Source organism: Streptomyces sp. NPDC025833, assembly GCF_055558055.1.
Window position 1 is genome coordinate 169452 of the sequence record NZ_JBVHNF010000009.1, and the last position, 25926, is coordinate 195377.

Consider the following 25926-nt stretch of genomic DNA (forward strand, 5'->3'; position numbering starts at 1 on the left):
GTGCGGCCGCACCTCCCCTGTCGGCTCTGGTGGTGTCCAGTGGAGCCCCTACCATAGCCACCTCGCCCGTTAGCTCCGGATAAGCGGTTTTACGAGAATTTGATACGTGCTGATACGGCTCATACGGCTGCGTCAGCAGTTGCTCGGTGCCCCGATCCACCTCTCGCCCCCCGTCGCTTCCGCGGCCACCTTCTCTTCCCTGTAAACGCCTGGTCCCATCTGCGGGTTCCCGTCGCCAACGGATACAGTCACGCCGAGGCAACCACGGGGACAGGAGAGGGTCATTACCGGCAACCGGCAGACGAGCTGGGCGTTCGCCGACGCCTTTGTCGCCGAGGACGAAGCGCTGCACTGGGCCCGCGACCGGGCCCGGGAGGCAGGGCTGCGCTCGGTGATGCCCAGCACGGGCGCCGCGCTGCGACTGCTCGCCGCCTCCGTGGACGCGAAGGCGGTCGCGGAGATCGGCACGGGCTGCGGGGTGTCCGGCATCCACCTGCTGCACGGGATGCGGCCGGACGGGGTGCTCACCACGGTGGACCTGGAGCCGGAGCACCAGCAGTTCGCCCGGCAGGCGTTCCGCGTGTGCGGCTTCGCGAGCAACCGGGCCCGGTTCATCCCCGGCCGCGCCCTGGACGTGCTGCCGCGGCTCGCGGACGCCGGCTACGACCTCGTCTTCTGCGACGGCGACCGGCTGGAGTACCCGGACTACCTCGCCGAATCGTTGCGGCTCCTGCGGCCGGGCGGCCTGGTGGTCTTCGAGGGCGTCTTCGCCAACGGCCGTACGGTCGACTCGGGGCCGCAGCCGACCGAGGTGCTGCGGCTGCGGGAGCTGCTGCGCACGGTCCGCGAGAGCGCGGAGCTCGTCTCGTCGCTGCTGCCGGTGGGCGACGGGCTGCTGTGCGCCGTCAAGCGGTGATCCCGGGCGCGGAACTCCCCGGGGACGCGGCTGCCCCGGCACCGCGTACGGTGCCGGGGCAGGCGTAAGGACAGGATCGCTGGGACGTCAGACGACGACCTTCTTGAGGGCGTCGCCGAGCGCCTCGGCCTCGTCAGGGGTCAGTTCGACGACGAGTCGACCGCCGCCTTCGAGCGGAACGCGCATGACGATGCCCCGCCCCTCCTTGGTCACCTCGAGCGGGCCATCACCCGTCCGCGGCTTCATGGCCGCCATGCTCGTTCCCCTTCCTGAAACCCAGCTCATCGTCTGCCGACGGCCCACGAGGGCACCGCCCGTCCGCGACGGACACGCGACACCGGCATCGAACACATTGCTTCCAGGCCATTATCCCGCATCGCAGGACCCGATGACCAACATCGGTCGGCATCGCTTGGGCAACGCGCGCGAGCAAAACCACCCAATTCGGCGATGTGGCTGCGATACTGCGCCACCGCACACAGATCGACTGCCCGGCAACCCCCCGGATTTCTTTGACGCAGGTCACACGTCCACTCCGGCCCCGGGCCCGTGATCTCCGCCATGCTGTCCTCAGACAGGGGCGTACCGAGCGGTACGTCACCAGCCCACCGGAGGGGATGCGCCCATGGCCGACACCGTGCTCTACGAGGTGAGCGACGGACTCGCGACGATCACGCTGAACCGCCCCGAGGCGATGAACGCCCTGGACACCGCCACCAAGGTCGCGCTCCGGGAGGCGGTGGAATCGGCGGCCGGCGACACCGCCGTACGGGCGATCCTGCTAACCGCCGCCGGGGACCGGGCGTTCTGCGTGGGCCAGGACCTCAAGGAGCACATCGGGCTGCTGACCGCCGACCGCGAGACCGGGTCCGAGCGGACGATGAGGACGGTCGGCGAGCACTACAACCCGATCGTGCGGGCGCTCGCCGGGGCCCCGAAGCCGGTGGTCGCGGCGGTGAACGGCGTCGCGGCCGGCGCCGGGTTCGGCTTCGCGCTCGCCGCGGACCACCGGGTGGTGGCCGACACCGCCGCCTTCAACACCTCGTTCGCGGGCGTGGCCCTGACCGCGGACTCCGGGGTCTCCTGGACGCTGCCCCGGGTGGTCGGCCCGGGCCGCGCCACCGACCTGCTCCTCTTCCCGCGCGGCATCGGCGCCCGGGAGGCGCTGGAGCTGGGCATCGCCGACCGGGTCGTCCCGGCCGCGGAGCTGCGCGCCGAGGCCGAGAAGACGGCCCGGGCGCTGGCCGACGGGCCGACGGTGGCGTACGCGGCGATCAAGGAGGCCGTCGCCTACGGGCTGACGCACTCGCTCGCCGAGACGCTGGAGAAGGAGGACGAGCTGCAGACCCGGGCCGGGCGGTCCGAGGACCACGCGATCGCCGTGCGGGCGTTCGTGGACAAGGAGAGGCCGAGGTACCTGGGACGGTAGCCCGGCCCTCCCGCCGTCAGCCGGCGGCCCGCGCCACGCAGGCCGCCAGGTGGTCGTCGACCAGGCCGCACGCCTGCATGAGCGCGTACGCCGTCGTCGGGCCGACGAACCGCAGGCCCCGCTTCTTCAGTGCCTTGGCCAGGGCCGTCGACTCCGGGGTGACGGCCGGCACGTCGGCGAGGGTCCGCGGGGCCGGGCGGCCGGCGCGGTCGGGGGCGTGGGACCAGATCAGCTCGTCCAGGTCGCCCTCGGCCCAGCCGGCGAGCTCGCGCGCGTTGGCGAGCGTGGCGTCGACCTTGGCCCGGTTGCGGATGATGCCCGGGTCGGCCAGCAGCCGCTCGCGGTCGGCGTCGGTGAAGGCGGCGACCTTCTCGATGCGGAAGCCGGCGAAGGCGGCGCGGAAGCCCGGGCGGCGGCGCAGGATCGTGATCCAGGACAGGCCCGACTGGAAGGCCTCCAGGCTGAGCCGTTCGAAGAGGGCGTCGTCGCCGTGGACCGGGCGGCCCCACTCCTCGTCGTGGTAGGCCACGTAGTCGTCGGTGGACAGGGCCCAGGGGCAGCGCAGGGCGCCGTCCGGCCCGGCGACGGCGGCGGTCATCGCCCGTCCTCCGGTTCCTCGGCGCCGTCCGCGGGGCCGGGCCGCTCGGGCGCGGCGGCGGCCCTGGCCCCGGCCAGCGCGGACTCCAGGTCGGCGATGCGGGCGTCCCGTTCGGCCAGTTCGGCGGCGATCCGGCCGAGCGCGTCGTCGACGTCCGCCATGCGGTAGCCGCGCGGCGTGACCGGGAAGCGCAGGCTCTCCACGTCCGCGTGGTGCACCGGGCGGTCGGCGGGGAGCGGGTCCCGCAGTCGCTCGGGCGCCACCTCGGGCAGCGGGGCGTTCTCCCCGCCGCCCACCACCGCCAGGGTCACCGCGGCGACCACGACGGCCAGCGCGACGACCAGGAACAAGAACATCACCATCGACAGGGGTCCCCACGCTCGGTACCGGACGCTGTGCCGGAAGCAGAATCCGTCAGGCTCCGATCGTGCCATGCGAGGCTGACGGTTAGGGTCACAGGCGGCCGTACAGCGGGACGTACTAGGAAAGGCACAGCGGATGCTCAGGCTGGGCAGGCGGGAATTCGGGCCGCACGAGCCGGTGGTCATGGCGATCGTGAACCGGACTCCGGATTCCTTCTACGACCGGGGAGCCACCTTCCGCGACGAGCCGGCCCTGGCACGGGTGGAGCAGGCGGTGGCCGAGGGCGCCGCGATCATCGACATCGGCGGGGTCAAGGCCGGCCCCGGCGAGGAGGTCACCGCCGAGGAGGAGGCGCGCCGCACGGTCGGTTTCGTCGCGGAGGTACGGCGCCGGTTCCCCGACGTGGTGATCAGCGTGGACACCTGGCGGGCCGAGGTCGGCGAGGCCGTCTGCGAGGCGGGCGCGGACCTGCTGAACGACGCGTGGGGCGGGGTCGACCCGGGACTCGCCGAGGTCGCCGCGCGGCACGGGGCGGGGCTGGTGTGCACGCACGCCGGCGGTGCGCAGCCGCGTACGCGTCCGCACCGGGTGACGTACGACGACGTCATGGCCGACATCCTGGAGGTGACCCTCGGGCTGGCCGAGCGGGCGGTCGCGCTCGGTGTCCCCCGGGAGTCCGTGCTGATCGATCCCGGGCACGACTTCGGGAAGAACACCCGGCACAGCCTGGAGGCGACGCGGCGGCTGGACGAGATGGTGGCCACCGGGTGGCCGGTGCTCGTGTCGCTGTCCAACAAGGACTTCGTGGGCGAGACGGTGGACCGGCCGGTCAAGGAGCGGCTGATCGGCACGCTGGCGACGACCGCGGTGTCCGCCTGGCTCGGGGCGCGGGTGTACCGGGTGCACGAGGTGGCCGAGACCCGTCAGGTGCTGGAGATGGTGGCGTCCATCGCCGGGCACCGGCCCCCCGCGGTGGCCCGCCGCGGCCTGGCCTGACCGGCCGGGGGCGCCGCCCCCGCGCACACCCGGCCCGGCCTGGGTGGCCGGGCCGGTCCGGGGCGCCGGGTCAGCGGCCCGCCTCCTTCGAGACCAGGGCCACCGCTTCCTCGACCTCGTCCGTCACGTGGAACAGGAGCAGGTCCTTCTCCGCCGCCTTGCCCTGGGCGACCAGCGTGTTGCGCAGCCAGTCCACCAGGCCGCCCCAGTACTCGCTGCCGAACAGGACGATCGGGAAGCGGGTGACCTTCTGGGTCTGGACCAGGGTCAGCGCCTCGAACAGCTCGTCGAGCGTGCCGAGGCCGCCGGGCAGGACCACGAAGCCCTGCGCGTACTTCACGAACATCATCTTCCGCACGAAGAAGTACCGGAAGTTCAGCCCGATGTCGACGTACGGGTTGAGCCCCTGCTCGAACGGCAGCTCGATGCCGAGGCCGACCGAGGTGCCGCCCGCCTCGCAGGCGCCCTTGTTGGCCGCTTCCATGGCGCCCGGGCCGCCGCCCGTGATCACCGCCCAGCCGGCCTCCACCAGCCCCTTGCCCAGCCGCACGCCCGCGTCGTACTCCGGCGAGTCGGCCGACGTCCGCGCCGAGCCGAAGACGCTGATCGCCGGGGGGAGTTCCGCCAGGGTGCCGAAGCCCTCGATGAACTCCGACTGGATGCGGAGCACGCGCCAGGGGTCGGTGTGCACCCAGTCGGTGGGCGCGCGCTCGTCCAGCAGCCGCTGGTCGGTCGTGCTGGCGGTGACCTGGCCCCGCCGTCGGAGGACCGGTCCGAGCCGCTGCTCGTCCGGCGGCTGTTTCTTCCCCTCGGGGTTGCCGGTAGCCATGTGCGCTCCCTCCGCTTGCCGGTAGTTCGATCTCAGACTAGATCTACGCGGGTTACGGAGGGGGGAAATGGGCGTGTCCGGTACCGAGCGCCGAGCCGCACGGGCTACGCGGTGAGCCAGTCGCGCAGGCGCTCCTCGCCCGCGAGGATCTTGGCGGTCTCCACCCGCTCGTCGCGCTTGTGCGCCAAGTGGGGGTTGCCCGGGCCGTAGTTGACGGCGGGGACGCCGAGCGCGGCGAAGCGGGAGACGTCCGTCCAGCCGAACTTGGGCCGCGGCTCGCCGCCCACCGCCTCGATGAAGGCCGCCGCGGCCGGGTGGGAGAGACCGGGCAGCGCGCCGCCGCTGTGGTCGTCGATCACGAACTCCTCGACGCCGCAGTCCGCGAAGACCTCGCGGACGTGCGCGATCGCCTCGTCCCCGGTCCGGTCGGGGGCGTAGCGGAAGTTGACCGTGACCACGCACTCGTCGGGGATGACATTGCCGGCCACTCCCCCGCCGATGCGGACCGCGTTCAGGCCCTCGCGGTACTCCAGGCCGTCGATCACCGGCCGGCGGGGCTCGTAGGACGCCAGGCGGGCCAGGACGGGGGCCGCCGCGTGGATCGCGTTGGAGCCCATCCAGCCGCGCGCCGAGTGGGCCCGCTCGCCCTTCGTCCTCAGCAGCACCCGCAGCGTGCCCTGGCAGCCGCCCTCGACCTCGCCGTCCGAGGGCTCCAGCAGGATCGCGAAGTCGCCCGCCAGCCAGTCCGGGTGCGCCTCGGCGACGTGCCGCAGGCCGTTGCGCTCCGCCTCGACCTCCTCGTTGTCGTAGAAGACGAAGGTCAGATCGCGGTTGGGGGCGGGCACCGTGGCCGCGATGCGCAGCTGCACCGCCACGCCCGACTTCATGTCGCAGGTGCCGCAGCCCCACAGCACGCCGTCGTCGTCGAGCCGGGAGGGGACGTTGCCGGCGATCGGCACGGTGTCGATGTGGCCGGCCAGGATGACGCGCTCGGCGCGGCCCAGGTTCGTCCGCGCGACCACGTTGTTGCCGTGCCGGTCCACCGTCAGGTGGGGCAGGGCGCGCAGGGCGGTCTCGATGGCGTCCGCGAGCGGCTTCTCGGTACCGCTCTCGGACGGGAAGTCCACGAGCCGCGCGGTGAGCGAGGCGGCGTCCAGCGTGAGGTCAAGCGAGGTGTCGGCCATGGTCACGACCCTAGCGCGCGGCCGGTCGGCGCCGGTCGCGGCGTGTGGCGCGGACCGCTCGTGAGGGCGGGGCGGGGCTCCAGTACCTTGTACGCGTGCCAGAGCCGTACCCCACCCGTCCCAGGCGACGCGGTCGCCTCTTCCGTTACACCGGGGCCCTGTTGGTCCTGTGCGGTGTCGCCGCGTACCTCGTGGTGCAGTACATAACCGGAGGCGGCGGGGTGCGCGGCTGCACGGTGGTCTCGGCCTCAGGTGACGGGGAGTCGTACGAGTTCACGCCCGAGCAGGCGGTGAACGCGGCGACGATCGCCGCAGTCGGCACCGGCCGCGGGATGCCCCAGCGCGCCGTGACGATCGCGCTGGCGACGGCGCTCCAGGAGTCCGAGCTGCTGAACATCGAGCACGGCGACCGGGACTCGCTGGGGCTGTTCCAGCAGCGGCCCTCCCAGGGCTGGGGCACCGAGCGGCAGATCATGGACCCGTCGTACGCGGCGGGCATCTTCTACGCGCACCTGGCCAGGGTGCCGGACTACACCGGTCTGCCGCTGACGGTGGCCGCGCAGCGGGTGCAGCGCAGCGGCTACCCGGAGGCGTACGCCAAGCACGAGCCGGACGCCACGCTGCTCGCGGCGGCCCTGACCGGGCGGGCCGCGGCCACCCTGACCTGCGACGGGCGTCCGCGGCGCACGGACTCGGCGCTCGGTCCGGACGCCGTGCGGGCCGCGCTGGTACGGGACTTCGGGCGGGACGCGTTCCAGGAGACCGGCGCGGCGGTGGGCGGGACGCCCGTGCCGTCGCCGTCCCCGTCGCCGAGCGTGACCGCGACCGCGCGGGGGCGGACGGTGATCGTGCCGGTGCCCGAGGGCGCGACGGTGGACGCGAGCGGGCGCGACGGGCGCGCGCGGGGCTGGCAGCTCGCGCAGTGGGCGGTGGCCAACTCCTCGGCGCTGCACATCCGGCAGGTGTCGTACGCGGGCCGGGTGTGGACCGCGGGGAGCGACGGCGACGAGTGGCGGACGGTGCCCCCGGCGGGGACCGCCGGGGCGGAGCAGTCGGCGGGGGCGGTCCGGATGGTGACCGGACAGTAGTGCGGCGGGTCACTCCGGCGGGTTGTGCGCCGCCGGAGGGTCCGGCCGTCCGGGTGGGTGGCGGACCCGGCGCGGGAGCCCTTGGGAGTCAAGGGCCGGAAGGATTCTGCGCGCGGCGGGGCGGACACTCTTTGCCCGTTTTTATCCACACCTGATAATGCGATGCGTTATCCATTCTTTACCTGGGGCGTCCGCAACCTTCGCGGGCCGCGCGTCGGTAGTCACGGCGTCCGGGCCGGACACGAGCCCGGGCGCAGACACCGTCACCTCCCGTCGAATGGAGCATCATGTCCCTCCCCCTGACCCGCCGGATCGCCCGTGCCGCGCTGCTCGTCGCAGCGGGAGCGGCCGCCGGGGTCGGTGCGGCCGGCTCCGCCGGTGCGGCCACGAACCTGCCGGCGGCGACCCCGAACCTGGGCGGCCTGACCGCACTGGACGGGGCGCACGTCGGCAACACCGTCGACGGTGCCGCGCGGAACGCCACCACCCTCGCGGGCCGCACGGGCGGCAAGGCCGTCGAGCAGACGGTGCCGGCCGCCGGCCGGACCGGCGGCGGCGCCGTGAAGAAGGCGACGCCCCTCGTGCAGAAGGCCGCCGGGGACGCGGCCGGCACCGCGGGCAGGCTCCTCGGGGACGCCGCCGCCGGTGCCACCAAGGGCGGGCTGCCGACCGACTCGCTCACCAAGGGCGGTCTGCCGACCAAGGGGCTGCCCACCAAGGGGCTCCCGCTGGGCTGAGCCCCCAGGCGGCCGACGGGGCCCGGGACCGCGCGTCCCGGGCCCCGTCGGTCCGTGCGGAGGGCGGCCGGTCAGGCCGTCAGGCGGGCGACCGCCGCGCGCACGCGCTCGTCCGTGGCCGTGACGGCCACCCGGACGAACTTCTCGCCGGCCTCGCCGTAGAAGTCGCCCGGGGCCACCAGGACGCCCCGCTCGGCCAGGGCGGCGACCGTGGTCCAGCAGGACTCGTCACGGGTGGCCCACAGGTACAGGCTCGCCTCGCTGTGCTCGATGCGGAAGCCCTGGGCGAGCAGGGCCGTCCGGAGCGCCTCGCGGCGGGCGGCGTAGCGCTCGCGCTGCTCCCGCACGTGGGCGTCGTCGCCGAGGGCGGCCACCACGGCGGCCTGCGTCGGCGCGGAGGTCATCATGCCGCCGTGCTTGCGGATCTCCAGCAGCGGGCCCAGCACGGCCGGGTCGCCGGCGACGAAGGCCGCGCGGTAGCCGGCCAGGTTGGAGCGCTTGGAGAGGCTGTGGACGGCGACGATGCCGTCGTAGGAGCCGCCGTTGACGTCGGGGTGCAGGACCGAGACCGGGTCGGCCTCCCAGCCCAGCTCCAGGTAGCACTCGTCGGAGAAGACCAGGACGCCGTGCGCGCGGGCCCAGGCGACGATCTCGGTCAGTTCCCGCTTCGGCAGGACCCTCCCCGTCGGGTTGGACGGGGAGTTCAGCCAGAGCAGCCTCAGGTTCGACGGGTCCAGCTCGCGCGGGTCGTCGTAGACCTCGTACTCGGCGCGGGCCAGGCGCGCGCCGACCTCGTAGGTCGGGTAGGCCAGGCGCGGGTGGGCGACCTTGTCGCCGGGGCCGAGGCCGAGCTGGGTCGGCAGCCAGGCCACCAGTTCCTTGGAGCCGACGACCGGCAGGACGTGGCGGTGGGTGACGCCGCGGGCGCCCAGGCGGCGCTCCAGCCAGCCGGTGATCGCGTCGCGCAGCGCGGGGGTGCCCCAGACGGTCGGGTAGCCCGGCGAGTCGGCCGCGTCGATCAGGGCCTTCTGGACCAGCTCGGGGACCGGGTCGACCGGGGTGCCCACCGAGAGGTCGACGATCCCGTCGGGGTGCGCGGCGGCCGTCTTCTTGTACGGCTCCAGCTTGTCCCAGGGGAAGGCGGGGAGCCGGTCGGAGACTGCGGACACGGGAATCAGGCTCACTTTCGTACGGTGCGGCAAACGTCTCGGCCCCGTGCGGCGCCGATCGAGGCGATCGGGCCGTACGGGACCGAGGCGGCGCGGTGCGGGTGCCGCTGGACGCTCAGACGTTCACTCGCCCTGCGGCGGCAGCGCGGCGACGAAGGGGTGGTCGCGCTCGATCAGCCCCAGCTTGCTGGCACCGCCGGGCGAGCCCAGCTCGTCGAAGAACTCGACGTTCGCCTTGTAGTAGTCCTTCCACTCCTCCGGAGTGTCGTCCTCGTAGAAGATCGCCTCGACCGGGCAGACCGGCTCACAGGCACCACAGTCGACGCATTCGTCCGGGTGGATGTACAAGGACCGCTGGCCCTCGTAGATGCAGTCGACCGGGCACTCCTCGATGCACGCCTTGTCCTTCACGTCGACACAAGGCTGCGCGATGACGTAGGTCACGCTGTCGTTCCTCCTCGATAGGGCGCTGGCGGGCCTCCTCAGGCTCCGCCGCCTGGCGCGCGGGAGCGCGGCGTCGTCGATGCCCGCCCCTAGTATCTCCGTTCCGGGGCTTGATCCGTACAGGAGGGGTGAACTCACCGGTGGAAATCTCGGCAACAGGACGGATGGAAGTCCGAATCACCCCTTCTGACGTGGGGAAACGGGTCGCCGTACGGCGCTTGGGCGAACCCGGTGCTGGGCCGGAGCGGTTCACTGACACGGTCGGTGTTCTCACATCATGGGACGGCGGCGTGCTCATGATCACACGGCGGGACGGGGAAAGTGTCGGAATCCCGCAATCCGCCCTGGTGGCCGGGAAGGTCGTGCCGGCCGCCCCGGCGCGCCGCCGCGGTCCCGCCGCCTCCTACCCGGAGCTGGCGCGGGTCGCCGCCCGGGCGTGGCGGCCGGTGGAGAGCGAGCGGCTCGGCGAGTGGGAGCTGCGGGCCGCGGTCGAGGAGGCCCCGCGCGGTGCGCCCGGGGGCGGGGCGGCGGCCGGGCCGCGAGCGGGCTTCACCCGCCGGGCCAACAGCGTGCTGCCGCTGGGCGATCCCGGGCTCCCGCTCGACGAGGCCCTGGACGCGGTACGGCGCTGGTACGGCGCGCGGGGCCTGCCCGCCTACGTTCAGACCGCGACCGGCGCCGAGGGCACCCAGGAACTGCTCTGCGCGGAGCTGGAGCGGCGCGGCTGGGTGCGGGAGGTGACCGCCGAGCTGTGGACCGGCGGCCTGGCGCCGGTCGCGGACCGGGCGGAGGGCGCGGGTGTGGTCCTGTCCCGGACGGCGGACGCCGACTGGCTCCGCCGGTACCGGCGGAAGGGGCCGAGCGAGGTGGCCCTGCGGGTGCTGGGCGCCGGCCCGTCGGTGTGGTTCGCGTCCGTGCCCGGCGCCGGCCCGGGCGAGCCGCCGGCGGCGATCGGGCGGTGCGTCGTGGACGGGCGCTGGGCCGGGTTCGCCGCGGTCGAGGTGGACCCCGGCCGGCGGCGGCAGGGGCTGGCCACCGAGGTGATGGCCGCGCTGGCCCGGCGCGCGCTGGACGAGGGCGCCTCGGCGGCCTGGCTCCAGGTGGAGGCGGACAACGAGGGCGCCCGGGCGCTCTACCGCGCGCTCGGCTTCACGCCCCACCACGCCTACCACCACCACCGGGCTCCGGAGCCGGGGACACCGGCCGGCGCCGGACGCTCGTAGAACCCACCGCGGAAGGGCATGAGCCTGCCATGCGTCACCCATATCTGCCGCCCCCGTACCCGCCCCCGCCGAAGCGCTCGGCCGAGCTGCGGCGCCGGTTCGCCGAGGAGGCCCGGTCCGAGCGGCCGGACCTGTCGGCGCTGTGCCTGCTGATCGGCGCGGAGACGGACGGCTCGCTCGACGAGCCGGGCATCGACGCCGCGCAGGCCGAACTGGACCGGCTGGCGGGCGAGCTGCCGTACCGGCCGGGCGGGCCGCACGCGTGGGCGGAGGCCGTACGGCGGCTGCTCGGCGACCGCCACGGGTTCCACGGCACGCCGGGCGACTACCAGCGGGTGGAGTCCTCCCTGCTGCACGAGGTGCTGCGGCGGCGGCGCGGCCTGCCGATCCTGCTGTCGGTGGTGTGGCTGGAGGTCGCGCGCCGGGCGGGGGCCCCGGTGTACGGGGTCGCGCTGCCGGGGCACTTCGTGGTCGGGTTCGGCACGGCGGCGGAGCAGGTGCTGGCCGATCCGTTCGACACCGGGCGGGTGCTGACCGGGACGGACGCCGAGCTGCTGGTGGCGGGCGCCACGGGGGCGCCGCTGGAGTCCTCGATGCTTCAGCCGGCGCCGCCCCTGGAGGTCGTCCAGCGCGTCCTGAACAACATGCGGGCGTGGGCCGCGGCGCGGCCGGAGCGGTCCGACGTCGCGCTGCGGGCGGTGGAACTGGCGCTGCTGATCCCCTCGCACCCGGCGCGGCTGCGCTACGAGCGCGGGCAACTGCTGGTGCAGCGGGGGGAGTTCGTCGCGGGCTCCGAGGAGCTGGCCGCGTACGCCGACCTGATCGAGGTGGTCGACGAGCCGGCGGCCCTGAAGGTGCGCCAGGAGTCCCGGATCGCGCGGGCCAAGCTCAACTGAGCGGCCGGCGGCGCGTGCTCACAGCCACCCCTTGTCCCGGGCCACGCGGACCGCCTCCGCCCGGTTGCGCGCCGCCAGCTTCTGGATGGCCGTCGACAGGTAGTTGCGGACCGTGCCCGGGGAGAGGTGGAGCGCCTGGGCCAGCTCCGCGTTGGTGGAGCCGTCGGCCGCCGCGCGGAGCACCTCGCGCTCGCGGTCGGTGAGCGGGTTCGCGCCCTCGGCGAGCGCGGCGGCGGCCAGGGTGGGGTCGATGACCCGCTCCCCGGCCAGCACCCTGCGGACCGCCTCGGCGAGCTGGGCGGCCGGGGCGTCCTTGACCAGGAAGGCGTCGGCGCCCGCCTCCATCGCGCTGCGCAGGTAGCCGGGCCGTCCGAAGGTGGTCAGGACGACCAGCCTGACCCCCGGGAACGCGCGGTGCACCCGGGCCGCGGCCTCGATGCCGGTGCAGCCGGGCATCTCGATGTCGAGCAGCGCCACGTCCACGCCGTGCTCGCCGACGGCGGCGAGCACCTCGTCGCCGCGCGCGACCTGGGCGACGACCTCGATGTCGTCCTCCAGGCCGAGCAGCGCGGCCAGTGCCTCGCGGACCATCGACTGGTCCTCGGCCAGCAGGACCTTGATCGTGCGCGTCATGCCCCGGATCCTACGTCGGCCGGCAGGGCGGTGGGCACGCGGGCGACCAGCCGGAACCCGTGCTTGACCCGGCCCGCCTCCAGTGCGCCGCCGGCCTTCTCCAGGCGCTCGGCCAGGCCGGTCAGGCCGTTGCCGGGGCCCCCGCCGGAGCCGCCGGACCCGTCGTCCTCGACGCAGAGTTCGAGCACCGGCCCGTCCAGGGTCTGGCGGTGCAGCAGCCGCACGAGGCAGCGGCCGGCGCCGCTGTGCCGGACCACGTTGGTGACCGCCTCGCGCAGCACCCAGGCGAGGGCGGACTCGGACTCCTCGGGGACGCCGGTGAGATCGGGCTCGGCGGGCACCTCGGCCGTGACCCCGGCCGCGGTCAGGGCGACCTGGGCGCCGGCGAGTTCGGCGGCGAGCCGGGGCCGCCGGTACCCGGTGACGGCCTCCCGGACGTCCACCAGGGCCTGCCGGCTGACCTGTTCGATGTCGGCGACCTGCTGGGCGGCCTTGTCCGGGTGGGCGGGCAGCATGCGGCCGGCCAGCTCGCTCTTCAGCGTGATCAGGGACAGGGAGTGGCCGAGCAGGTCGTGCAGGTCGCGGGCGAGCCGCAGGCGTTCCTCGTTCGCGGCGAGCTGGGCGACGGTGGCCCGGGCCTTGCGCAGCTCGACGGTGGTGCGCACCAGCTGGCCGACGCCGCTCATCGCGAACCCGATGAGCAGGACGAGCAGGATCAGCCCCCGGGCCTCCTGCTCGTCGGTGCGCAGGCCGATCAGGTACATCACCACGCCGGAGGCGGGGATGGCCCAGTAGGCCGCCCGCAGCGGCAGGGCGGCCCCGCAGGCGACCGACAGGTAGACGAAGAGGCCCAGCCAGGCGCTGCCGAGGGTGAGGGCCAGGGCGGGGGCGAGCACCCCGAGGGTCCCACCGAGGGCGTAGACGGTCCGCGGGGAGGCCGGCCGGCCCATGTTGCGGAACACCAGCGTCAGGTAGATCCCGACGAACACGGTGAGGCCGAGGGCGCCGGCCACCGTGGCGCCGGTGCCGTGCCCGCCGTCGACCAGGTCGCGGACCGGCGAGCTGAGGAAGACCAGCCAGACGGCGATCCACAGCGTCTTCACCAGGATCTCGCGCCAGTTGCGGGGCGTCCGGCCCAGGGAGGTGGGCGCGTCCGCGCCGTCGTTCGGGTCTTCCGTCGTCGTGCTCACGCCTTCAGCGTGTCCTTCCGGTACAGCCAGGCCGCGCCGCCCGCGAAGAGGACGAAGGAGACGGCGAGGACGGCGAGGTCCTGGGCCCGCGGTGCCTGGCTCTGCTCGACCGCCCGCCCGAGGGAAGCGTACGCGTGGGTGGGCAGCCAGTCGGCGATGCCCTGGAGCCACCGCGGGAAGGTGGTGGTCGGCATCCACAGGCCGCCCAGCATGGACAGGCCGAAGTAGATGATCATGGTGAGGGGGCGGACCGCGTCCCCACTGGCCAGGTAGCCGAGGGCGACGCCGAGGGCGGCGAAGACCAGGCTGCCCGCCCAGATCGCGCCGGTGAGGCCGAGCCACTGCCAGGGGCCGAGGCGGACGTCCTTCACCGCCGCGGCGACCACGAACACGACCACGATGGACGGCAGGCTGACCACGGCCGCGCTCGCGGTCTTGGCGAGGACGTAGCCGCGCCCGGGCAGGGTGGTCAGCCGCAACTGCCGTACCCACCCGCTCTCGCGCTCCTTGGCGATGCGCTCGGAGTTGCCCATGAGGACGGCGGTCAGGGCGCCGAAGGACGCCATGGAGACCATCATGTAGGTCGGCAGGGTCAGACCGGTGCCGTCCAGCTTCTCGTGGCTGTCGGCGCTGCCCGCGATGAGCAGGAACAGGCCGGCGGGGTAGAGCACGGAGAAGAACAGGAACTTGCGGTTGCGCAGGGCGCGGGACACTTCCAGTCTGATCAGGCTGTTCACGACTGCTTCGCCTCCTCGGCGGCGGTGATGGCGACGAAGGCCTGCTCCAGGCCAAGGCCGGCGACTTCGAGATTGCGGGGGTAGACGCCGAGGCCGTAGAGGGCGTGGACGGTCGCGTCGGCGTCGGAGGACTGGATGCGGACGGTCTGGCCGGACACGTCGACGGAGGTGAGGAAGGGCAGACCGCGCAGCGCGGCCTCGTCGATCTCGCCCTCCAGGTCGAAGGCGACGCGCCGGGCGCCGGCCCTGGCCTTGATCTCGGCCGCCGTGCCGTCGGCGAGCAGGCGGCCGCGGTGCAGCACCAGCACCCGGTCGGCGATGGCGTCGGCCTCTTCCAGGTAGTGGGTGGCGAAGAGGACCGTGCGGCCCCGGTCGGCCTGCTCGCGCATGGTGGCCCAGAACGCCTGGCGGGCGGAGACGTCCATGCCGGTGGTGGGCTCGTCCAGGATGATCAGGTCGCTGTCGCCGGCCGTGGCGAGGGCGAACCTGACCCGCTGGGCCTGGCCGCCGGAGAGCTTGTCGGCCTTGCGGTCGGCGATCTGGGCGACGCCGGCGCGGGCCAGCACGTCGGCCACCGGGTACGGCCTCGGGTGCAGGGAGCAGGCCAGCTTGACCAGTTCGGCGACGGTGACCCCGTCCATCAGCCCGCCGCTCTGGAGCATGGCCCCGACCCGCCCGGCGACGATCGCCTCGCGCGGACCGGTGCCGAACAGGCGCACGCTGCCGCTGTCGGGGGCCTTGAGCCCGAGGAGCAGGTCCAGGGCGGTGGACTTGCCGGCCCCGTTCGGGCCGAGGAGGGCGACGGTCTCGCCCGGGTACAGCCGGAGCGAGAGGCCGTCGACGGCCCGCACGTCCCCGTACGTCTTGGTCACCTGGTCGAACCCGACCACCGGGGTGGTGGTGGCCGGTGCCGCTGTCGTCGTCATGGTGACCATGCTGACGGCCGGGGCCGGGTGCCCGGCAGTGTCGGCGGTCCCGGGTGCCGGATGACAGATGTCATACCCGGACCCGCCGGGCCGGGCCGCGGTCGGCCGCGGCCCGGCGGGTCCGGCGGAGCGCCTAGTTGGGTTCCGTGGAGATGACCGCGACCCGGTTCGTCCTGCTGATCAGCGCCTGGCGCAGGGCGGCGTAGACGTCCTCGGGCGTGACGGCGGTCTTCTTGCCGTTGCCGCGGGTGATGAGCACGCCGTCGAACGCCTGGCCGTACAAATCCTTCAGGGCGTTCAGGTCCGGCTTGTCGACCAGCTTGCCGCCGACGGCCGTGACCCTGAGGAACTTGCGCAGCGAGTTCTGCGGGCTCATCGGGACCGAGTGGGCCGGGTCCGTCTGCACGGTCACCCGGTCCGACATCGCAGGCTGCGCGAACTCCCTCATCTCCCGGTCGACCTCGGCCTTGGAGACCGTCGGCTGCCTGGTGGTGGTCGGCACCGTGACCGGGGCAGCGGCGCCCGTCTCCACCAGCGTGCGGTACGCCTGCTCCACCGCCTGGGTGGAGCGGCCGGCGTCGATGGCCGTGCCCGCCTTGCCGTAGACGGCCACGGCCTTGCCGGAGCTGAAGTCGATGGTGCCGTCGGTGACCGAGCCCGAGCCGCCGCCGGCCTGCTGGAGGGCGGCCTGGAGCTTCTCCTCGTCCACCGGCATGACCGGCTGGACCACGCGCTTCTCGCCGAACAGGGAGCCGACGACGTGGACCGGGTTGTAGTCGCTGCGGGCCGCCTCGCTCACCGTGGCCTGGTAGTCGAACTGGAGGCCCGCGTTCTGCGGCGCGAGGGTGACCGACCTGCCGCCGACGGACAGCTTCAGCGGCTGGTCGACCCGCTTGCCGAAGGCGTCGTCCAGTTTCTTGACGGCGTCGTCGCGGGTGCCGCCGCCGATGTCGACGCCGAGCACGGTGGTGCCCTTGGGCACGTCGGTGTGGTTCATCAGCAGCCCGGCACCGTAGGCGCCGCCCGCGACTACGATCACACCGACGGCGAGCAGCACCAGCTTGCTGCGGCCCTTCTTCTTCGGCTTGGCCGCGGCCTTGGGCGTGCTCCTGGGCGCGGCGGCCGGTGCCGGCTCGGCCGCCGCGGGCACCGCCGGACCGTCGGCGTGGCCGCCGAACGGGGACGTGCCCGCGCCGGGGACGGCCGGGGCGCCGCTGCTGACGGTGTGTCCGGAGACGTTTCCGGCGGCCGGCGGGCGGTAGCCGGGCGTGCCGGGCTCGGGGGCCGGCTTCTGCGGGGTGAGGATCGCCGTGTCGTCGCTCAGCCCCCCGCCGGGGACGCCCGCGGGGCCGTCGAGGTCGGCGAGGGCGCTGCGCGCGGGCGGGGTGCCCTGGCCGCCGAAGCCGGGCACCGCCGGGGCGCCGAAGGGGTCGTTCGGCTTCGGGCCGGGGCCGCCGGCCGGTCCGCCGAGGGTGCCGTCGCCGGTGACCGGACCGCTGGTGGGGCCGGCCGGGCCGGGGCGGCCGCCGGGGCCGTCGAAGCCCCCCTCGCCGCCGGTGCCGCCGTGGCCGTGGGCACCGCCCGCGGCGCCGCCGTGGCCGTCGTGCCCGTCCGGGCCCGGCGCGCCGGCGCCGAAGCCGTCCTGGCGGCCGGCGCCCGCGGCGAAGCCGTCGCCGCCCTCCGCGCCGTGCTCCGCGAAGTACGGCAGGTCGTCCCGGCGGGGCTCGCCGGAGCCGGGGCGGGAACCGCCCAGCGGACCCGCGGTCAGCGCCTCGGTCACGTCGAAGGAACCGGTGCCGCCGCCGTGGCCCGGGGCGACCGGGCCGCCGGTGGCGCCGGGCAGGCCCTTGCCGTTGGTGCCGCCGGGGCGGGAGCCGCCCGGCACGCTCATCGAGCCGACCACCCCGCCGGGGCGGCCGCCCCCAGGGCGCGCGCCGGTGGTACCCGCCGCGCCGGACGCCCCCGGACCACCCGCACGGGGGCCCGGTGCACCGGCGGAGGGCGCCGGAGCGCCGGAACCGGCGGCGTGCTGGGCGCCGTTCGCGCCGCCGGTGGCCGGACCGCCCTTCTGGGGCCCGGACTTGCGGGGCGCGAACCAGTCGCTGGTCTTCTCCTCCGCCTGGGCCGCGGGCTCGGCCGGGGCCTCGGCGGGCGCCGGGGCGGCGGGCGTCCGGTCGGCCGCGGGCCGCGGCTCGGCGGCGGGCGTCTCCTCCCCGGAGTCCTCGCCGTCCGCGACGGGCGTGCGCATGACGACCGGCGGGATGGGCCGGGACCCGGGGATGTTGATCCGGATCCGGGTCGTCAGCGTGGTCTCGGTCTTCTTCTCCTCCGGCCGCGCTCCCGAACGGCCCGCGCCCGCGCCGTCGTCGGGAGCCGAGGGGGTCCCGTACGGCGGCGTGCCGGAGGGGTATGCGGTTCCGCCGCGCCCGTGGGGCCCGGAGGACGGAGTGTCAGTTTCACGGCTCAAGACAGGTTCTCCCGGTTGGCTCCGCCGCCCGTTTCGCCCTCAGCTGGGGGTACCCCCTGTTCGAGCGCAGTCGAGATGGGGGAGGCTCGGCGGCGCGCACCACCATACTGGCCGCTACTGGCGCTTATCCCATGACCGCCGAGTAAACCCGCACCGGACTCCCACGCGCGACGCACGGCGAAGTGGTACGTCACTTGCCAAGTCGGGCGGGCCCGGCGCCGGGTTGCCGTCCGGCGCCGACGGTGGCACAGATCACAGCGAGGGCCATGCCGCCGAGCAGGAAGAGATAGGAGCCGCCGCCCGCGCCGAACAGGAAGTCGCCTTCCGCGCGCGTGGTGGTGAGCAGGACGACGGTCACCACCCAGCCGGCCGCCGGTGCCACCGCGCCGCCGCGGCTGCGGGTGGCGTACGCCCCGCCGAGGAAGGCCCCGGCGGCGCCCGCGAGTGCCAGCAGCAGCCCGCCGGGGAACCAGGCGGCCTGGATCAGCGCCCCGGCGAAGGCCACGACCGCGCCGAGCAGGAACAGTCCGACGAGGGCCGCGGCCCGCCCCAGGGAGGGCGCACGCAGCGGCCGGGCGAGCGCCGAACCCGGTCCGCCGCCGCTCATGACGCCTCCTCGACCCCGGCGAACAGGTCGGTCTCCCCGGGCTGTCCCGCTCCGCGCACCAGTTCGTAGTACTCGGTGGTGAACAGCGGCTGGGCGAGTTCGTTGGAGAGCGCGAAGTACGGCTCCGCGACCTCGATCTGGGTGGCGTGGGCGCGCATCGCGGCGGCCTTGGCGGCGGCGTGCGCGGTGCCGTCGACCGCGGTGGTGATCCGCGCGTCGTCGACCACGCCCGGTACGTCGTCCACGTCCGCGCCCTTGTCGAACGGCAGGGTGCCCAGTTCCTCCTGGAGGCGGGCGAAGGCGGCCTCGGCGACGGAGCGCGGGACGCGGTTCCAGTACACCTTGGCGACCCGGTGGCCCCGTTCGGCCGCGAGGTCGACCGCGCGCATGGCGACGCGGTGGGCCTGGATGTGGTCCGGGTGGCCGTAGCCGCCGCCGTCGTCGTACGTCACGACGACCTGCGGGCGGACCTCCAGGATCACGTCGGCGAGCAGACCGGCGGCCTCGTCCGGGTCGGCGCGCCAGAAGCTGCCGGGGTCGTCGTTGTCGGCGAGGCCCATCATCCCGGAGTCGCCGTACCGCCCGGCGCCGCCGAGCAGCCGGCCGTCCGTGACGCCGAGCGCGGCCAGCGCCGCGCCCAGCTCGCCGCGCCGGTGCGCGCCCAGCGCGGGACCCGTCAGGTGCCGCAGCTCCGGCGGGATGACCTCGCCGCGCTCGCCCAGGGTGCAGGTGACCAGGGTCACGTGCGCACCCTCGGCCGCGTACCGCGCCATGGTCGCGCCGTTGTTGATCGACTCGTCGTCCGGGTGCGCGTGCACCAGGAGCAGACGCCGGGAGGGCAGTTCCGTCATGGGACCACCCTACGAGGTGGCGGCCCCCGCGCTCCCGCCGTCGCAGTGCGCCGGACGGTGCGCCGGGACCGGTGCCCCGCCCGCCGTCAGAACTTGATGCTGCCGATCATGCTGGCGACGTTGGTCGTCAGTTCGCTGATCGTGGGCGCGATGGTGGAGGAGGCGAGATAGAAGCCGAGCAGGACGCAGATGACCGCATGACCGCCCTTCAGTCCTGACTTCTTGATCAACAAGAAGACGATGATCGCCAGCAGCACCACCGCCGAAATCGAGAGTGCCACGGCGGCTCACCTCCAAAAGATCCCAGGGGACGCGGGTTCTAGATCAGTTGAGCAAATCAATGCGGACGCGAGCAGTTTCATACCCACACAGCGGTAGTGATCATAACTATGTGTACTCGCGCATCGCTCGGCGCACAGCCGCACAAGGGGGCGCATGGCCAATATGGTCGGGGTATGACGACCGAGGCTGACTCCTTCCCCCGCCGACACGCGCGGACCCAGCGGTTCACGCTCGGCGCGCCGCGCGCGTTCACCGTCGCGCCCGACGGTTCGCGTGTCGCTTTCCTGCGTTCCGGCTCCGGCACCGACCGGGCCAACTCCCTGTGGGTGATGGACCTTCCCGAGGGCGCCGAGCGTCCGGCGGCCGATCCGCGCGCGCTCCTCGGGGGCGCCCGCGAGGAGCTCCCGCCCGAGGAGCGGGCCCGCCGCGAGCGCAGCCGCGAGGGCGGCGCCGGGATCGTGGGCTACGCCACCGACCAGGCGGTGGAGTTGGCGGCTTTCGCCTTGTCAGGGCGGCTTTTCACGGCGGGGCTGCGGGCCGGGACCACCCGTGAACTGCCCGTTCCGGGGCCGGTGATCGACCCGCGCCCGTCCCCCGACGGGCGGTACGTGGCGTACGTGTCCGGGGGCGCGCTGCGCGTGGTGGGGGCCGGCGGGGACGGCGACCGGGCCCTGGCCGAGCCGGAGTCGGCGGGCGTCGGCTATGGTCTCGCGGAGTTCGTCGCGGCCGAGGAGATGGGCCGTTCGCGGGGCTTCTGGTGGGCGCCGGGGTCGGACCGGCTGCTCGTGGCGCGCGTGGACGACACGCCGGTGCGGCGGTGGTGGATCTCGGATCCGGCCCACCCCGAGCGTGAGCCAAATAACGTCAGGTACCCCGCGGCGGGCACTCCGAACGCGGACGTGCGCCTGTTCGTCGTCGGCCTCGCCGGGGAGCGCACGGAGGTGGCGTGGGACCGGTCCCGCTACCCGTATCTGGCACGTGTGCACTGGTCAGCGGCGGGTGCGCCGCTGCTGCTGGTGCAGGCGAGGGACCAGAGGGGCCAGTTGATCCTGGCGGTGGACCCGGACACCGGGGCCACGCGGATGGTGCACGCGGACGAAGATCCAGATTGGCTTGAATTGTTCGCCGGAGTGCCCTGCTGGAGCCCTTCCGGGCAGCTTGTCCGGGTCGCGGACGAGGGCGGCGCCCGGGTTCTCGCGGTCGGCGAACGGCCGCTGACCAGCGCGCAATTGCATATTCGAGCGGTTCTGGACGTGGGTGCGGCGGACGTACTCGTTTCCGCCTCTTCCGGTACGGAGGCCGAGGCGACGGAAATTGGCGAAGTTCATGTGTACCGGGTGAACGAACTGGGCGTGGAACGGCTGTCCCGGGAGCCGGGCGTGCACACGGCGGTGCGCGCCGGGAACGTGACCGTCCTGGTGTCCGCGACCCTCGGCCGGCCGGGCACGCGGGCGCAGGTGCTGTGCGACGGGAAGCCGGTGGCGACTGTCCGGACACACGCGGAAGATCCGGGTTTGTCCCCCCGGGTCACGCTCACCGAGGGGGGCGCACGCCGAATTCCGTGCGCCGTGCTTATGCCACGGGACTACCACGGTGACACTCCCCTGCCGGTCCTCGTGGACCCGTACGGCGGTCCGCACGGCCAGCGGGTGGCGGCCGCGCACAACGCCCACCTCACCTCGCAGTGGTTCGCCGACCAGGGTTTCGCGGTGGTCGTCGCCGACGGCCGGGGCACCCCGGGCCGCTCGCCCGCCTGGGAGAAGGCGGTCCGCGACGAACTGGCGGCCGTGGTGCTCCAGGACCAGGTGGACGCGCTGCACGCGCTCGCCGAGCGGTACCCGCTGGACCTGGGCCGGGTGGCGATCCGGGGCTGGTCCTTCGGCGGCTACCTGGCGGCGCTGGCGGTGCTGCGCCGCCCGGACGTCTTCCACGCGGCGGTGGTCGGCGCCCCCGTCACCGACCTGCGCCTCTACGACACCCACTACCAGGAGCGCTACCTCGGCGACCCGGCCGAACAGCCCGAGGTCTACCGCCGCAACTCGCTGGTCGACGACGCGGGCCTGGTCGACCCGGCCGAGCCGCACCGCCCGATGATGGTCATCCACGGCCTGGCGGACGACAACGTGGTCGTCGCGCACTCCCTGCGCCTGTCCTCGGCGCTGCTGGCCGCCGGCCGCCCGCACGAGGTGCTGCCCCTGTCCGGGGTCACCCACATGACCCCGCAGGAGGCGGTGGCGGAGAACCTGCTCCGGCTCCAGCTCGACTTCCTGCGGCGCTCCCTCCCGCCGGCCGGCCGCTCGTGAACCGCGGTGACACCCGGGTGACGTCACCGACACGGCGCCGACACGCGGAGGCGGCATCCTGAACTCCGTGCGGCCGTGCGGGTGCCGTGGACGGGCCGGGGTGCACCAGGTCACCCCGGCCCGTCGCCGTTCACCCGGCGCTCGGGCGGCGGGGCGGGCGTGACCGCCCGCGCCTCCGCCGCGAAGTGGCACGCCGAGGGGTGGGCCGCGGGGCCCCGCGTGTCGCGGAAGACGGCGGGGACCGCCAGCTCCGGCACCTCGCGCGCGCAGCGCGGCTGCGCCTTCCAGCAGCGGGTGCGGAACCGGCAGCCCGAGGGGATGTCCGTCGGCGAGGGCACGTCCCCGGTGAGGATGATCCGCTCGCGGCGCTCCCGGGCCGCCGGGTCGGGCACGGGCACCGCGGAGAGCAGCGCCTGGGTGTAGGGGTGCGTCGCGTGGTCGTAGATCTCGGCGTCCCGCCCGGTCTCCACGATCCGGCCCAGGTACATGACCCCGACCCGGTCCGAGATGTGCCGGACGATCGACAGGTCGTGCGCGATGAAGACGTACGACAGGTCGAACTCCGTCTGCAGCCGGTCCAGCAGGTTGATCACCTGGGCCTGCACCGAGACGTCCAGCGCGGACACCGGTTCGTCGGCGACGATGATCTCGGGGCGCAGCGCCAGTGCCCGGGCGATGCCGATGCGCTGGCGCTGGCCGCCGGAGAACTGGTGCGGGTACCGGTTGACGTACTCCGGGTCGAGGCCGACCACGTCCAGCAGTTCCCGCACCCTGCGGCGGCGGTCGCCCCTGGGCGCGGCCCCGGGGTGGATGTCGTACGGCTCCCCGACGATGTCGCCGACCGTCATCCGCGGGTTGAGCGAGGTGTACGGGTCCTGGAAGACCATCTGGATGTTGCGGCGCACGGCCTTCAGCGCCCGGCCGCCGAGTCCGGTGATGTCCTCCCCCTTGTACCGGATGGCGCCGGCCGTGGGGCGCTCCAGGCTGCACAGCAGCTTGGCGACCGTCGACTTGCCGCAGCCCGACTCGCCCACGATCCCCAGGGTCTCGCCCCGGTGGAGCGTGAAGTCGACGCCGTCGACCGCCTTCACCGCGCCGACCTGCTTGCGGAACAGGACGCCCCGGGTCAGCGGGTAGTGCTTGACGAGGCCCTCGACCTCCAGGACCGGCTCAGTGGTCGGGGCCATGCAGGCACTCCCTCCAGAAGTGGCAGGCGCTGTCCCGGCCGTCGGCCACCGCGTACCGCGGGGGCTCGTCGGTGCGGCACACGTCCCGGGCCATCGGGCAGCGGGGGTGGAAGGAGCAGCCCGGCGGGATCCGCGCGAGGTTCGGCGGGAGGCCCTTGATGGCGTACAGCTCCCGCCCCTTGCGGTCCAGCCGGGGTACGGAGTCCAGCAGGCCGCGGGTGTAGGGGTGGGCGGGCGCCTTGTAGAGGTCGTGCACGGGCGCGGACTCGACGATCTTCCCCGCGTACATCACCGCGATCCGGTCGGCGACGTCGGCGACGACCCCCAGATCGTGCGTGATCAGGATCAGCCCCATGCGGTACTCGCGCCGCAACTCGGCGAGCAGGTCCATGACCTGGGCCTGGACCGTGACGTCCAGGGCGGTGGTCGGTTCGTCGGCGATGACGAGTGCCGGTTCCAGGGCCAGCGCCATGGCGATCATGATCCGCTGGCGCATGCCGCCGGAGAACTGGTGCGGGTAGTCCCGCACCCGCTGCGCCGCCCCCGGGATGCGCACGCGGTCCATCAGTTCGACGGCCCTGGCCCGGGCGTCCTTCCTGGACATCCCCCGGTGCACGACGAACATCTCGCCGAGCTGGTCGCCCACGGAGAGCACCGGGTTGAGGGCCGACAGCGCGTCCTGGAAGATCATCGCCATCCCGGCGCCCCGGATCCGGCGCCGCTCCGGCTCCTTCAGCCTCAGCAGGTCCTGCCCCTTGAAGAGGACCTGCCCCGCGGTGATCCGGGCCGGCGGGGTGTCCAGGATGCCCATCACGGCCTGCGCGGTGACGGACTTGCCCGACCCGGACTCGCCGAGCACCGCCAGCGTCTCCCCCGCGTCCACCGCGCAGCCGACCCCGTCGACCGCGTGGGCGATGCCGTCCCGGCTCCGGAACTCCACGTGCAGGTCGCGCACTTCGAGCAGCACGGCGCCGTCACCTCAGTTTCGGGTCGAGGGCGTCGCGGACCGCGTCGCCGAGCATGATGAAGGCCAGCACCGTGACGGCGAGGGCGCCCGCGGGCCAGAGCAGGGCGTGCGGGGCGTTGCGGATGAAGGGGGAGGCGGCCGAGATGTCGATGCCCCAGGAGACGCTGGGCGGTTTCAGGCCGACGCCGAGGTAGGACAGGGTCGCCTCCAGGGAGATGTACGTGCCGAGCGCGATGGTCGCGACGACGATGACGGGCGCCACGGCGTTCGGCGCGATGTGCCGGAGCAGGATGCGCGTGTCGGAGGCGCCGAGGGCGCGGGCGGCCTGGACGTAGTCGTTCTGCTTGGCGGTGATGACCGCGCCGCGGGCGATGCGGGAGATCTGCGGCCAGCCGAGCAGCACCATGAACCCGATGACCGGCCAGACGGTGTTGGAGGTCACGACCGAGAGGAGGACGAGACCGCCGAGGACGACCGGGATGGCGAAGAAGATGTCGGTGACCCGGGAGAGCACCGAGTCGGGGACACCGCCGAAGTAGCCCGCGAGCCCGCCGAGCACGGACCCGAGCAGGGCCACCCCGAGCGTGGCGCACAGCCCGACCGTGACGGACGCGCGGGCGCCGTAGACGGTGCGCGTGTACACGTTGCAGCCCTGTCCGTCGTACCCGAACGGGGCACCCGGTGCCGGGCCGTCCTGGGCCTTGGCCAGGTCGCACGTCAGGGGGCTGCCGGAGGCGATCGCCGAGGGCCACAGCGCGACGAACACCAGGAAGAGGATGACCAGGGCGGAGAGCAGGAAGACCGGGTTGCGGCGCAGGTCCCGCCAGGCGTCGGACCACAGGGAGCGGGGCCGGCCCGCGGGGCCCGTGCCGAGGGGGCCGCCCGGGGTCCGCTCCAGCGTGGCGGCCTCGCTCGCGCCGAGGTCCATCGCGCCGCCCATGCCGGTGCCCGCGATCGCCCCCTCGGCCTCGTACGGCTGGTCAGGCATAGCGGATCCTCGGGTCGAGTACGGCGTAGAGCAGGTCGACGAGCAGGTTGGCGATCAGGAAGACCAGCACGAGCACGGTCACGAAGCCGACGACGGTCTGGGTGTTCTGGCGCAGGATGCCCTGGTAGAGCTGGTAGCCGACGCCGTGGATGTTGAAGATCCGCTCGGTGACGATCGCGCCGCCCATCAGCGCGCCGATGTCGGTGCCGATGAAGGTGACGACGGGGATCAGGGAGTTGCGCAGCAGGTGACGGGTGACGACCCGGTGCCGGGGCAGGCCCTTGGCGATCGCCGTGCGGACGTAGTCGGACCGCTTGTTCTCGGCGATGGAGGTGCGGGTCAGGCGGGTGACGTAGGCGAGGGAGACGGAGGCGAGGACCAGCCCGGGGACGATCAGCTCGTCGTAGGAGCCGTAGCGGACCGAGGGCCTGATCCAGTGCCACCTGATGCCGAGCAGCAGTTGCATCAGCAGACCGGTGACGAACGTCGGCACGGAGATCACCACGAGGGTGGCCAGGAGCACCCCGGTGTCGACGGGCCGGCCGCGCCGCAGTCCGGTGACGACGCCCAGCGTGATGCCGAGGACGATCTCGAAGAGGACGGCCACGACGGTGAGCCGGGCGGTGACCGGGAACGCCGTCGCCATCAGCTCGGTGACCGGCTGCCCGTTGAACGCCGTGCCGAAGTCGCCGGTGAAGACCTTGCCCATGTAGGTCAGGTATTGCTGCCACAGCGGCTCGTCGAGGCCGAACTCCCGCTCCAGCTGGGCGGCGGTGGCCGGGTCGCAGGCCCGCTCCCCGCACAGGCCGGCGACGGGGTCGCCCATCACGTTCACCATCAGGAAGATCAGCAGCGTGGCCCCGACGAAGACCGGGACCATCTGGAGCAGCCGCCGGACGACGTAGCGCCCCATGCC

The 25926-nt window shown here is 73.9% G+C and carries 27 protein-coding genes; 8 read left to right on the top strand and 19 right to left on the bottom strand.

The window, feature by feature from the left end; all coding sequences use genetic code 11:
- Positions 1-217: 217 nt before the first annotated feature.
- Entirely contained in the window at positions 218-916 is a 699-nt protein-coding gene (locus ACZ4K2_RS17825; RefSeq protein ID WP_467474060.1) for an O-methyltransferase, read from the top strand.
- Between the two features lie 87 nt (positions 917-1003).
- Here ACZ4K2_RS17825 and ACZ4K2_RS17830 read toward each other — a convergent pair whose 3' ends face one another.
- Positions 1004-1171 carry a DUF3117 domain-containing protein gene (locus ACZ4K2_RS17830; RefSeq protein WP_018544333.1) on the bottom strand — a complete coding sequence of 56 codons (168 nt, stop codon included), beginning with the start codon at positions 1169-1171 and terminating at the stop codon, positions 1004-1006.
- A 370-nt stretch (positions 1172-1541) separates the two neighbouring features.
- Here ACZ4K2_RS17830 and chcB point away from each other — a divergent pair, with 370 nt between their 5' ends.
- Positions 1542-2345, top strand: a complete 804-nt coding sequence (chcB, locus tag ACZ4K2_RS17835; RefSeq protein ID WP_467473764.1) for a 2-cyclohexenylcarbonyl CoA isomerase — start codon at positions 1542-1544, stop codon at positions 2343-2345.
- A 16-nt stretch (positions 2346-2361) separates the two neighbouring features.
- Here chcB and ACZ4K2_RS17840 read toward each other — a convergent pair whose 3' ends face one another.
- Both ACZ4K2_RS17840 and ACZ4K2_RS17845 read right to left on the bottom strand, forming a co-directional pair.
- A complete protein-coding gene (locus tag ACZ4K2_RS17840) occupies positions 2362-2943 on the bottom strand; it encodes a DNA-3-methyladenine glycosylase I (RefSeq protein WP_467473765.1) in 582 nt (193 codons plus the stop codon).
- Complete coding sequence (locus tag ACZ4K2_RS17845) at positions 2940-3305, bottom strand: DivIVA domain-containing protein (protein WP_467473767.1); 366 nt, start codon at positions 3303-3305, stop codon at positions 2940-2942. Before ACZ4K2_RS17845 ends, ACZ4K2_RS17840 begins: the two co-directional genes overlap by 4 nt.
- A 136-nt stretch (positions 3306-3441) precedes the next feature.
- On the opposite strand from ACZ4K2_RS17845, the gene folP reads away from it, so the two are divergent.
- Positions 3442-4302 carry a dihydropteroate synthase gene (gene folP, locus ACZ4K2_RS17850; RefSeq protein ID WP_467473769.1) on the top strand — a complete coding sequence of 287 codons (861 nt, stop codon included), beginning with the start codon at positions 3442-3444 and terminating at the stop codon, positions 4300-4302.
- 70 nt (positions 4303-4372) lie between these two features.
- Here folP and ACZ4K2_RS17855 read toward each other — a convergent pair whose 3' ends face one another.
- Together ACZ4K2_RS17855 and dapE are read right to left on the bottom strand one after the other, a co-directional pair.
- Positions 4373-5131 carry an LOG family protein gene (locus ACZ4K2_RS17855; RefSeq protein WP_467473770.1) on the bottom strand — a complete coding sequence of 253 codons (759 nt, stop codon included), beginning with the start codon at positions 5129-5131 and terminating at the stop codon, positions 4373-4375.
- Between the two features lie 104 nt (positions 5132-5235).
- Entirely contained in the window at positions 5236-6315 is a 1080-nt protein-coding gene (gene dapE, locus ACZ4K2_RS17860) for a succinyl-diaminopimelate desuccinylase (RefSeq protein ID WP_467473773.1), read from the bottom strand.
- A 95-nt stretch (positions 6316-6410) separates the two neighbouring features.
- Here dapE and ACZ4K2_RS17865 point away from each other — a divergent pair, with 95 nt between their 5' ends.
- Both ACZ4K2_RS17865 and ACZ4K2_RS17870 read left to right on the top strand, forming a co-directional pair.
- A complete protein-coding gene (locus ACZ4K2_RS17865; protein ID WP_467473775.1) occupies positions 6411-7403 on the top strand; it encodes a VldE C-terminal domain-containing protein in 993 nt (330 codons plus the stop codon).
- Positions 7404-7690: 287 nt separating this feature from the next.
- Positions 7691-8140, top strand: coding sequence for an ATP-binding protein (locus tag ACZ4K2_RS17870; RefSeq protein WP_467473777.1), 450 nt, complete (start codon positions 7691-7693; stop codon positions 8138-8140).
- A gap of 71 nt (positions 8141-8211) precedes the next feature.
- Here the strand turns inward: ACZ4K2_RS17870 and ACZ4K2_RS17875 are convergent, their stop codons facing one another.
- Both ACZ4K2_RS17875 and fdxA read right to left on the bottom strand, forming a co-directional pair.
- Positions 8212-9309 carry a bifunctional succinyldiaminopimelate transaminase/glutamate-prephenate aminotransferase gene (locus ACZ4K2_RS17875; RefSeq protein WP_467473778.1) on the bottom strand — a complete coding sequence of 366 codons (1098 nt, stop codon included), beginning with the start codon at positions 9307-9309 and terminating at the stop codon, positions 8212-8214.
- Between the two features lie 123 nt (positions 9310-9432).
- Positions 9433-9753, bottom strand: coding sequence for a ferredoxin (fdxA, locus tag ACZ4K2_RS17880; RefSeq protein WP_030746389.1), 321 nt, complete (start codon positions 9751-9753; stop codon positions 9433-9435).
- A gap of 140 nt (positions 9754-9893) precedes the next feature.
- Between fdxA and ACZ4K2_RS17885 the strand changes: the two genes are divergently transcribed.
- Positions 9894-10976: a GNAT family N-acetyltransferase gene (locus ACZ4K2_RS17885; RefSeq protein WP_467473781.1), complete on the top strand. Its 1083-nt coding sequence runs from the start codon at positions 9894-9896 to the stop codon at positions 10974-10976.
- Between the two features lie 29 nt (positions 10977-11005).
- On the top strand, positions 11006-11872 hold the full coding sequence (locus ACZ4K2_RS17890; protein WP_467473782.1) for a transglutaminase family protein: 867 nt from the start codon (positions 11006-11008) through the stop codon (positions 11870-11872).
- An 18-nt stretch (positions 11873-11890) separates the two neighbouring features.
- On the opposite strand, the gene ACZ4K2_RS17895 is transcribed toward ACZ4K2_RS17890, so the two are convergent.
- The 8 genes from ACZ4K2_RS17895 to ACZ4K2_RS17930 all read right to left on the bottom strand — a co-directional run bounded on the left by ACZ4K2_RS17895 (position 11891) and on the right by ACZ4K2_RS17930 (position 19564).
- Entirely contained in the window at positions 11891-12505 is a 615-nt protein-coding gene (locus tag ACZ4K2_RS17895; RefSeq protein WP_467473784.1) for a response regulator, read from the bottom strand.
- On the bottom strand, positions 12502-13695 hold the full coding sequence (locus ACZ4K2_RS17900; RefSeq protein WP_467473786.1) for a sensor histidine kinase: 1194 nt from the start codon (positions 13693-13695) through the stop codon (positions 12502-12504). Before ACZ4K2_RS17900 ends, ACZ4K2_RS17895 begins: the two co-directional genes overlap by 4 nt.
- Positions 13692-14432 (bottom strand): ABC transporter permease, encoded by a 741-nt coding sequence (locus tag ACZ4K2_RS17905; protein ID WP_467473788.1) that lies wholly within the window; start codon positions 14430-14432, stop codon positions 13692-13694. Before ACZ4K2_RS17905 ends, ACZ4K2_RS17900 begins: the two co-directional genes overlap by 4 nt.
- Positions 14429-15358 (bottom strand): ABC transporter ATP-binding protein, encoded by a 930-nt coding sequence (locus tag ACZ4K2_RS17910; RefSeq protein ID WP_467473790.1) that lies wholly within the window; start codon positions 15356-15358, stop codon positions 14429-14431. Before ACZ4K2_RS17910 ends, ACZ4K2_RS17905 begins: the two co-directional genes overlap by 4 nt.
- 133 nt (positions 15359-15491) lie before the next feature.
- Complete coding sequence (locus tag ACZ4K2_RS17915; RefSeq protein ID WP_467473792.1) at positions 15492-17825, bottom strand: hypothetical protein; 2334 nt, start codon at positions 17823-17825, stop codon at positions 15492-15494.
- Positions 17826-18015: 190 nt separating this feature from the next.
- Positions 18016-18432 (bottom strand): DUF6113 family protein, encoded by a 417-nt coding sequence (locus ACZ4K2_RS17920; protein ID WP_467473794.1) that lies wholly within the window; start codon positions 18430-18432, stop codon positions 18016-18018.
- Positions 18429-19283, bottom strand: a complete 855-nt coding sequence (gene mshB, locus ACZ4K2_RS17925; protein WP_467473795.1) for an N-acetyl-1-D-myo-inositol-2-amino-2-deoxy-alpha-D-glucopyranoside deacetylase — start codon at positions 19281-19283, stop codon at positions 18429-18431. Before mshB ends, ACZ4K2_RS17920 begins: the two co-directional genes overlap by 4 nt.
- Positions 19284-19369: 86 nt before the next feature.
- Positions 19370-19564, bottom strand: a complete 195-nt coding sequence (locus ACZ4K2_RS17930; RefSeq protein ID WP_467473796.1) for a hypothetical protein — start codon at positions 19562-19564, stop codon at positions 19370-19372.
- 174 nt (positions 19565-19738) lie between these two features.
- Here ACZ4K2_RS17930 and ACZ4K2_RS17935 point away from each other — a divergent pair, with 174 nt between their 5' ends.
- Complete coding sequence (locus tag ACZ4K2_RS17935; protein ID WP_467473797.1) at positions 19739-21868, top strand: S9 family peptidase; 2130 nt, start codon at positions 19739-19741, stop codon at positions 21866-21868.
- 110 nt (positions 21869-21978) lie between these two features.
- On the opposite strand, the gene ACZ4K2_RS17940 is transcribed toward ACZ4K2_RS17935, so the two are convergent.
- From ACZ4K2_RS17940 to ACZ4K2_RS17955, 4 genes are read right to left on the bottom strand one after another with little or no spacing between them, the layout of a single operon-like run.
- Positions 21979-23055 (bottom strand): ABC transporter ATP-binding protein, encoded by a 1077-nt coding sequence (locus tag ACZ4K2_RS17940; protein WP_467473799.1) that lies wholly within the window; start codon positions 23053-23055, stop codon positions 21979-21981.
- The gene (locus tag ACZ4K2_RS17945; protein WP_467473801.1) at positions 23039-24022 is read right to left on the bottom strand and encodes an ABC transporter ATP-binding protein; all 984 of its coding nucleotides are present in this window, start codon (positions 24020-24022) and stop codon (positions 23039-23041) included. Before ACZ4K2_RS17945 ends, ACZ4K2_RS17940 begins: the two co-directional genes overlap by 17 nt.
- A gap of 7 nt (positions 24023-24029) precedes the next feature.
- Positions 24030-25010 (bottom strand): ABC transporter permease, encoded by a 981-nt coding sequence (locus tag ACZ4K2_RS17950; protein ID WP_467473803.1) that lies wholly within the window; start codon positions 25008-25010, stop codon positions 24030-24032.
- Positions 25003-25923 (bottom strand): ABC transporter permease, encoded by a 921-nt coding sequence (locus ACZ4K2_RS17955; protein WP_467473805.1) that lies wholly within the window; start codon positions 25921-25923, stop codon positions 25003-25005. Before ACZ4K2_RS17955 ends, ACZ4K2_RS17950 begins: the two co-directional genes overlap by 8 nt.
- Between the last annotated feature and the right edge of the window lie 3 nt (positions 25924-25926).

Bases quoted from the DNA above. Each gene is read 5' to 3' on its own strand.
- dapE (WP_467473773.1), bottom strand. From the start codon at position 6,315: ATGGCCGACACCTCGCTTGACCTCACGCTGGACGCCGCCTCGCTCACC.
- ACZ4K2_RS17870 (WP_467473777.1), top strand. From the start codon at position 7,691: ATGTCCCTCCCCCTGACCCGCCGGATCGCCCGTGCCGCGCTGCTCGTC.
- ACZ4K2_RS17955 (WP_467473805.1), bottom strand. From the start codon at position 25,923: ATGGGGCGCTACGTCGTCCGGCGGCTGCTCCAGATGGTCCCGGTCTTC.
- ACZ4K2_RS17940 (WP_467473799.1), bottom strand. From the start codon at position 23,055: ATGGCCCCGACCACTGAGCCGGTCCTGGAGGTCGAGGGCCTCGTCAAG.
- ACZ4K2_RS17935 (WP_467473797.1), top strand. From the start codon at position 19,739: ATGACGACCGAGGCTGACTCCTTCCCCCGCCGACACGCGCGGACCCAG.
- chcB (WP_467473764.1), top strand. From the start codon at position 1,542: ATGGCCGACACCGTGCTCTACGAGGTGAGCGACGGACTCGCGACGATC.
- ACZ4K2_RS17950 (WP_467473803.1), bottom strand. From the start codon at position 25,010: ATGCCTGACCAGCCGTACGAGGCCGAGGGGGCGATCGCGGGCACCGGC.
- ACZ4K2_RS17855 (WP_467473770.1), bottom strand. From the start codon at position 5,131: ATGGCTACCGGCAACCCCGAGGGGAAGAAACAGCCGCCGGACGAGCAG.
- ACZ4K2_RS17890 (WP_467473782.1), top strand. From the start codon at position 11,006: ATGCGTCACCCATATCTGCCGCCCCCGTACCCGCCCCCGCCGAAGCGC.
- ACZ4K2_RS17910 (WP_467473790.1), bottom strand. From the start codon at position 15,358: ATGACGACGACAGCGGCACCGGCCACCACCACCCCGGTGGTCGGGTTC.
- ACZ4K2_RS17895 (WP_467473784.1), bottom strand. From the start codon at position 12,505: ATGACGCGCACGATCAAGGTCCTGCTGGCCGAGGACCAGTCGATGGTC.
- ACZ4K2_RS17845 (WP_467473767.1), bottom strand. From the start codon at position 3,305: ATGGTGATGTTCTTGTTCCTGGTCGTCGCGCTGGCCGTCGTGGTCGCC.
- ACZ4K2_RS17840 (WP_467473765.1), bottom strand. From the start codon at position 2,943: ATGACCGCCGCCGTCGCCGGGCCGGACGGCGCCCTGCGCTGCCCCTGG.
- folP (WP_467473769.1), top strand. From the start codon at position 3,442: ATGCTCAGGCTGGGCAGGCGGGAATTCGGGCCGCACGAGCCGGTGGTC.
- ACZ4K2_RS17920 (WP_467473794.1), bottom strand. From the start codon at position 18,432: ATGAGCGGCGGCGGACCGGGTTCGGCGCTCGCCCGGCCGCTGCGTGCG.
- ACZ4K2_RS17830 (WP_018544333.1), bottom strand. From the start codon at position 1,171: ATGGCGGCCATGAAGCCGCGGACGGGTGATGGCCCGCTCGAGGTGACC.
- mshB (WP_467473795.1), bottom strand. From the start codon at position 19,283: ATGACGGAACTGCCCTCCCGGCGTCTGCTCCTGGTGCACGCGCACCCG.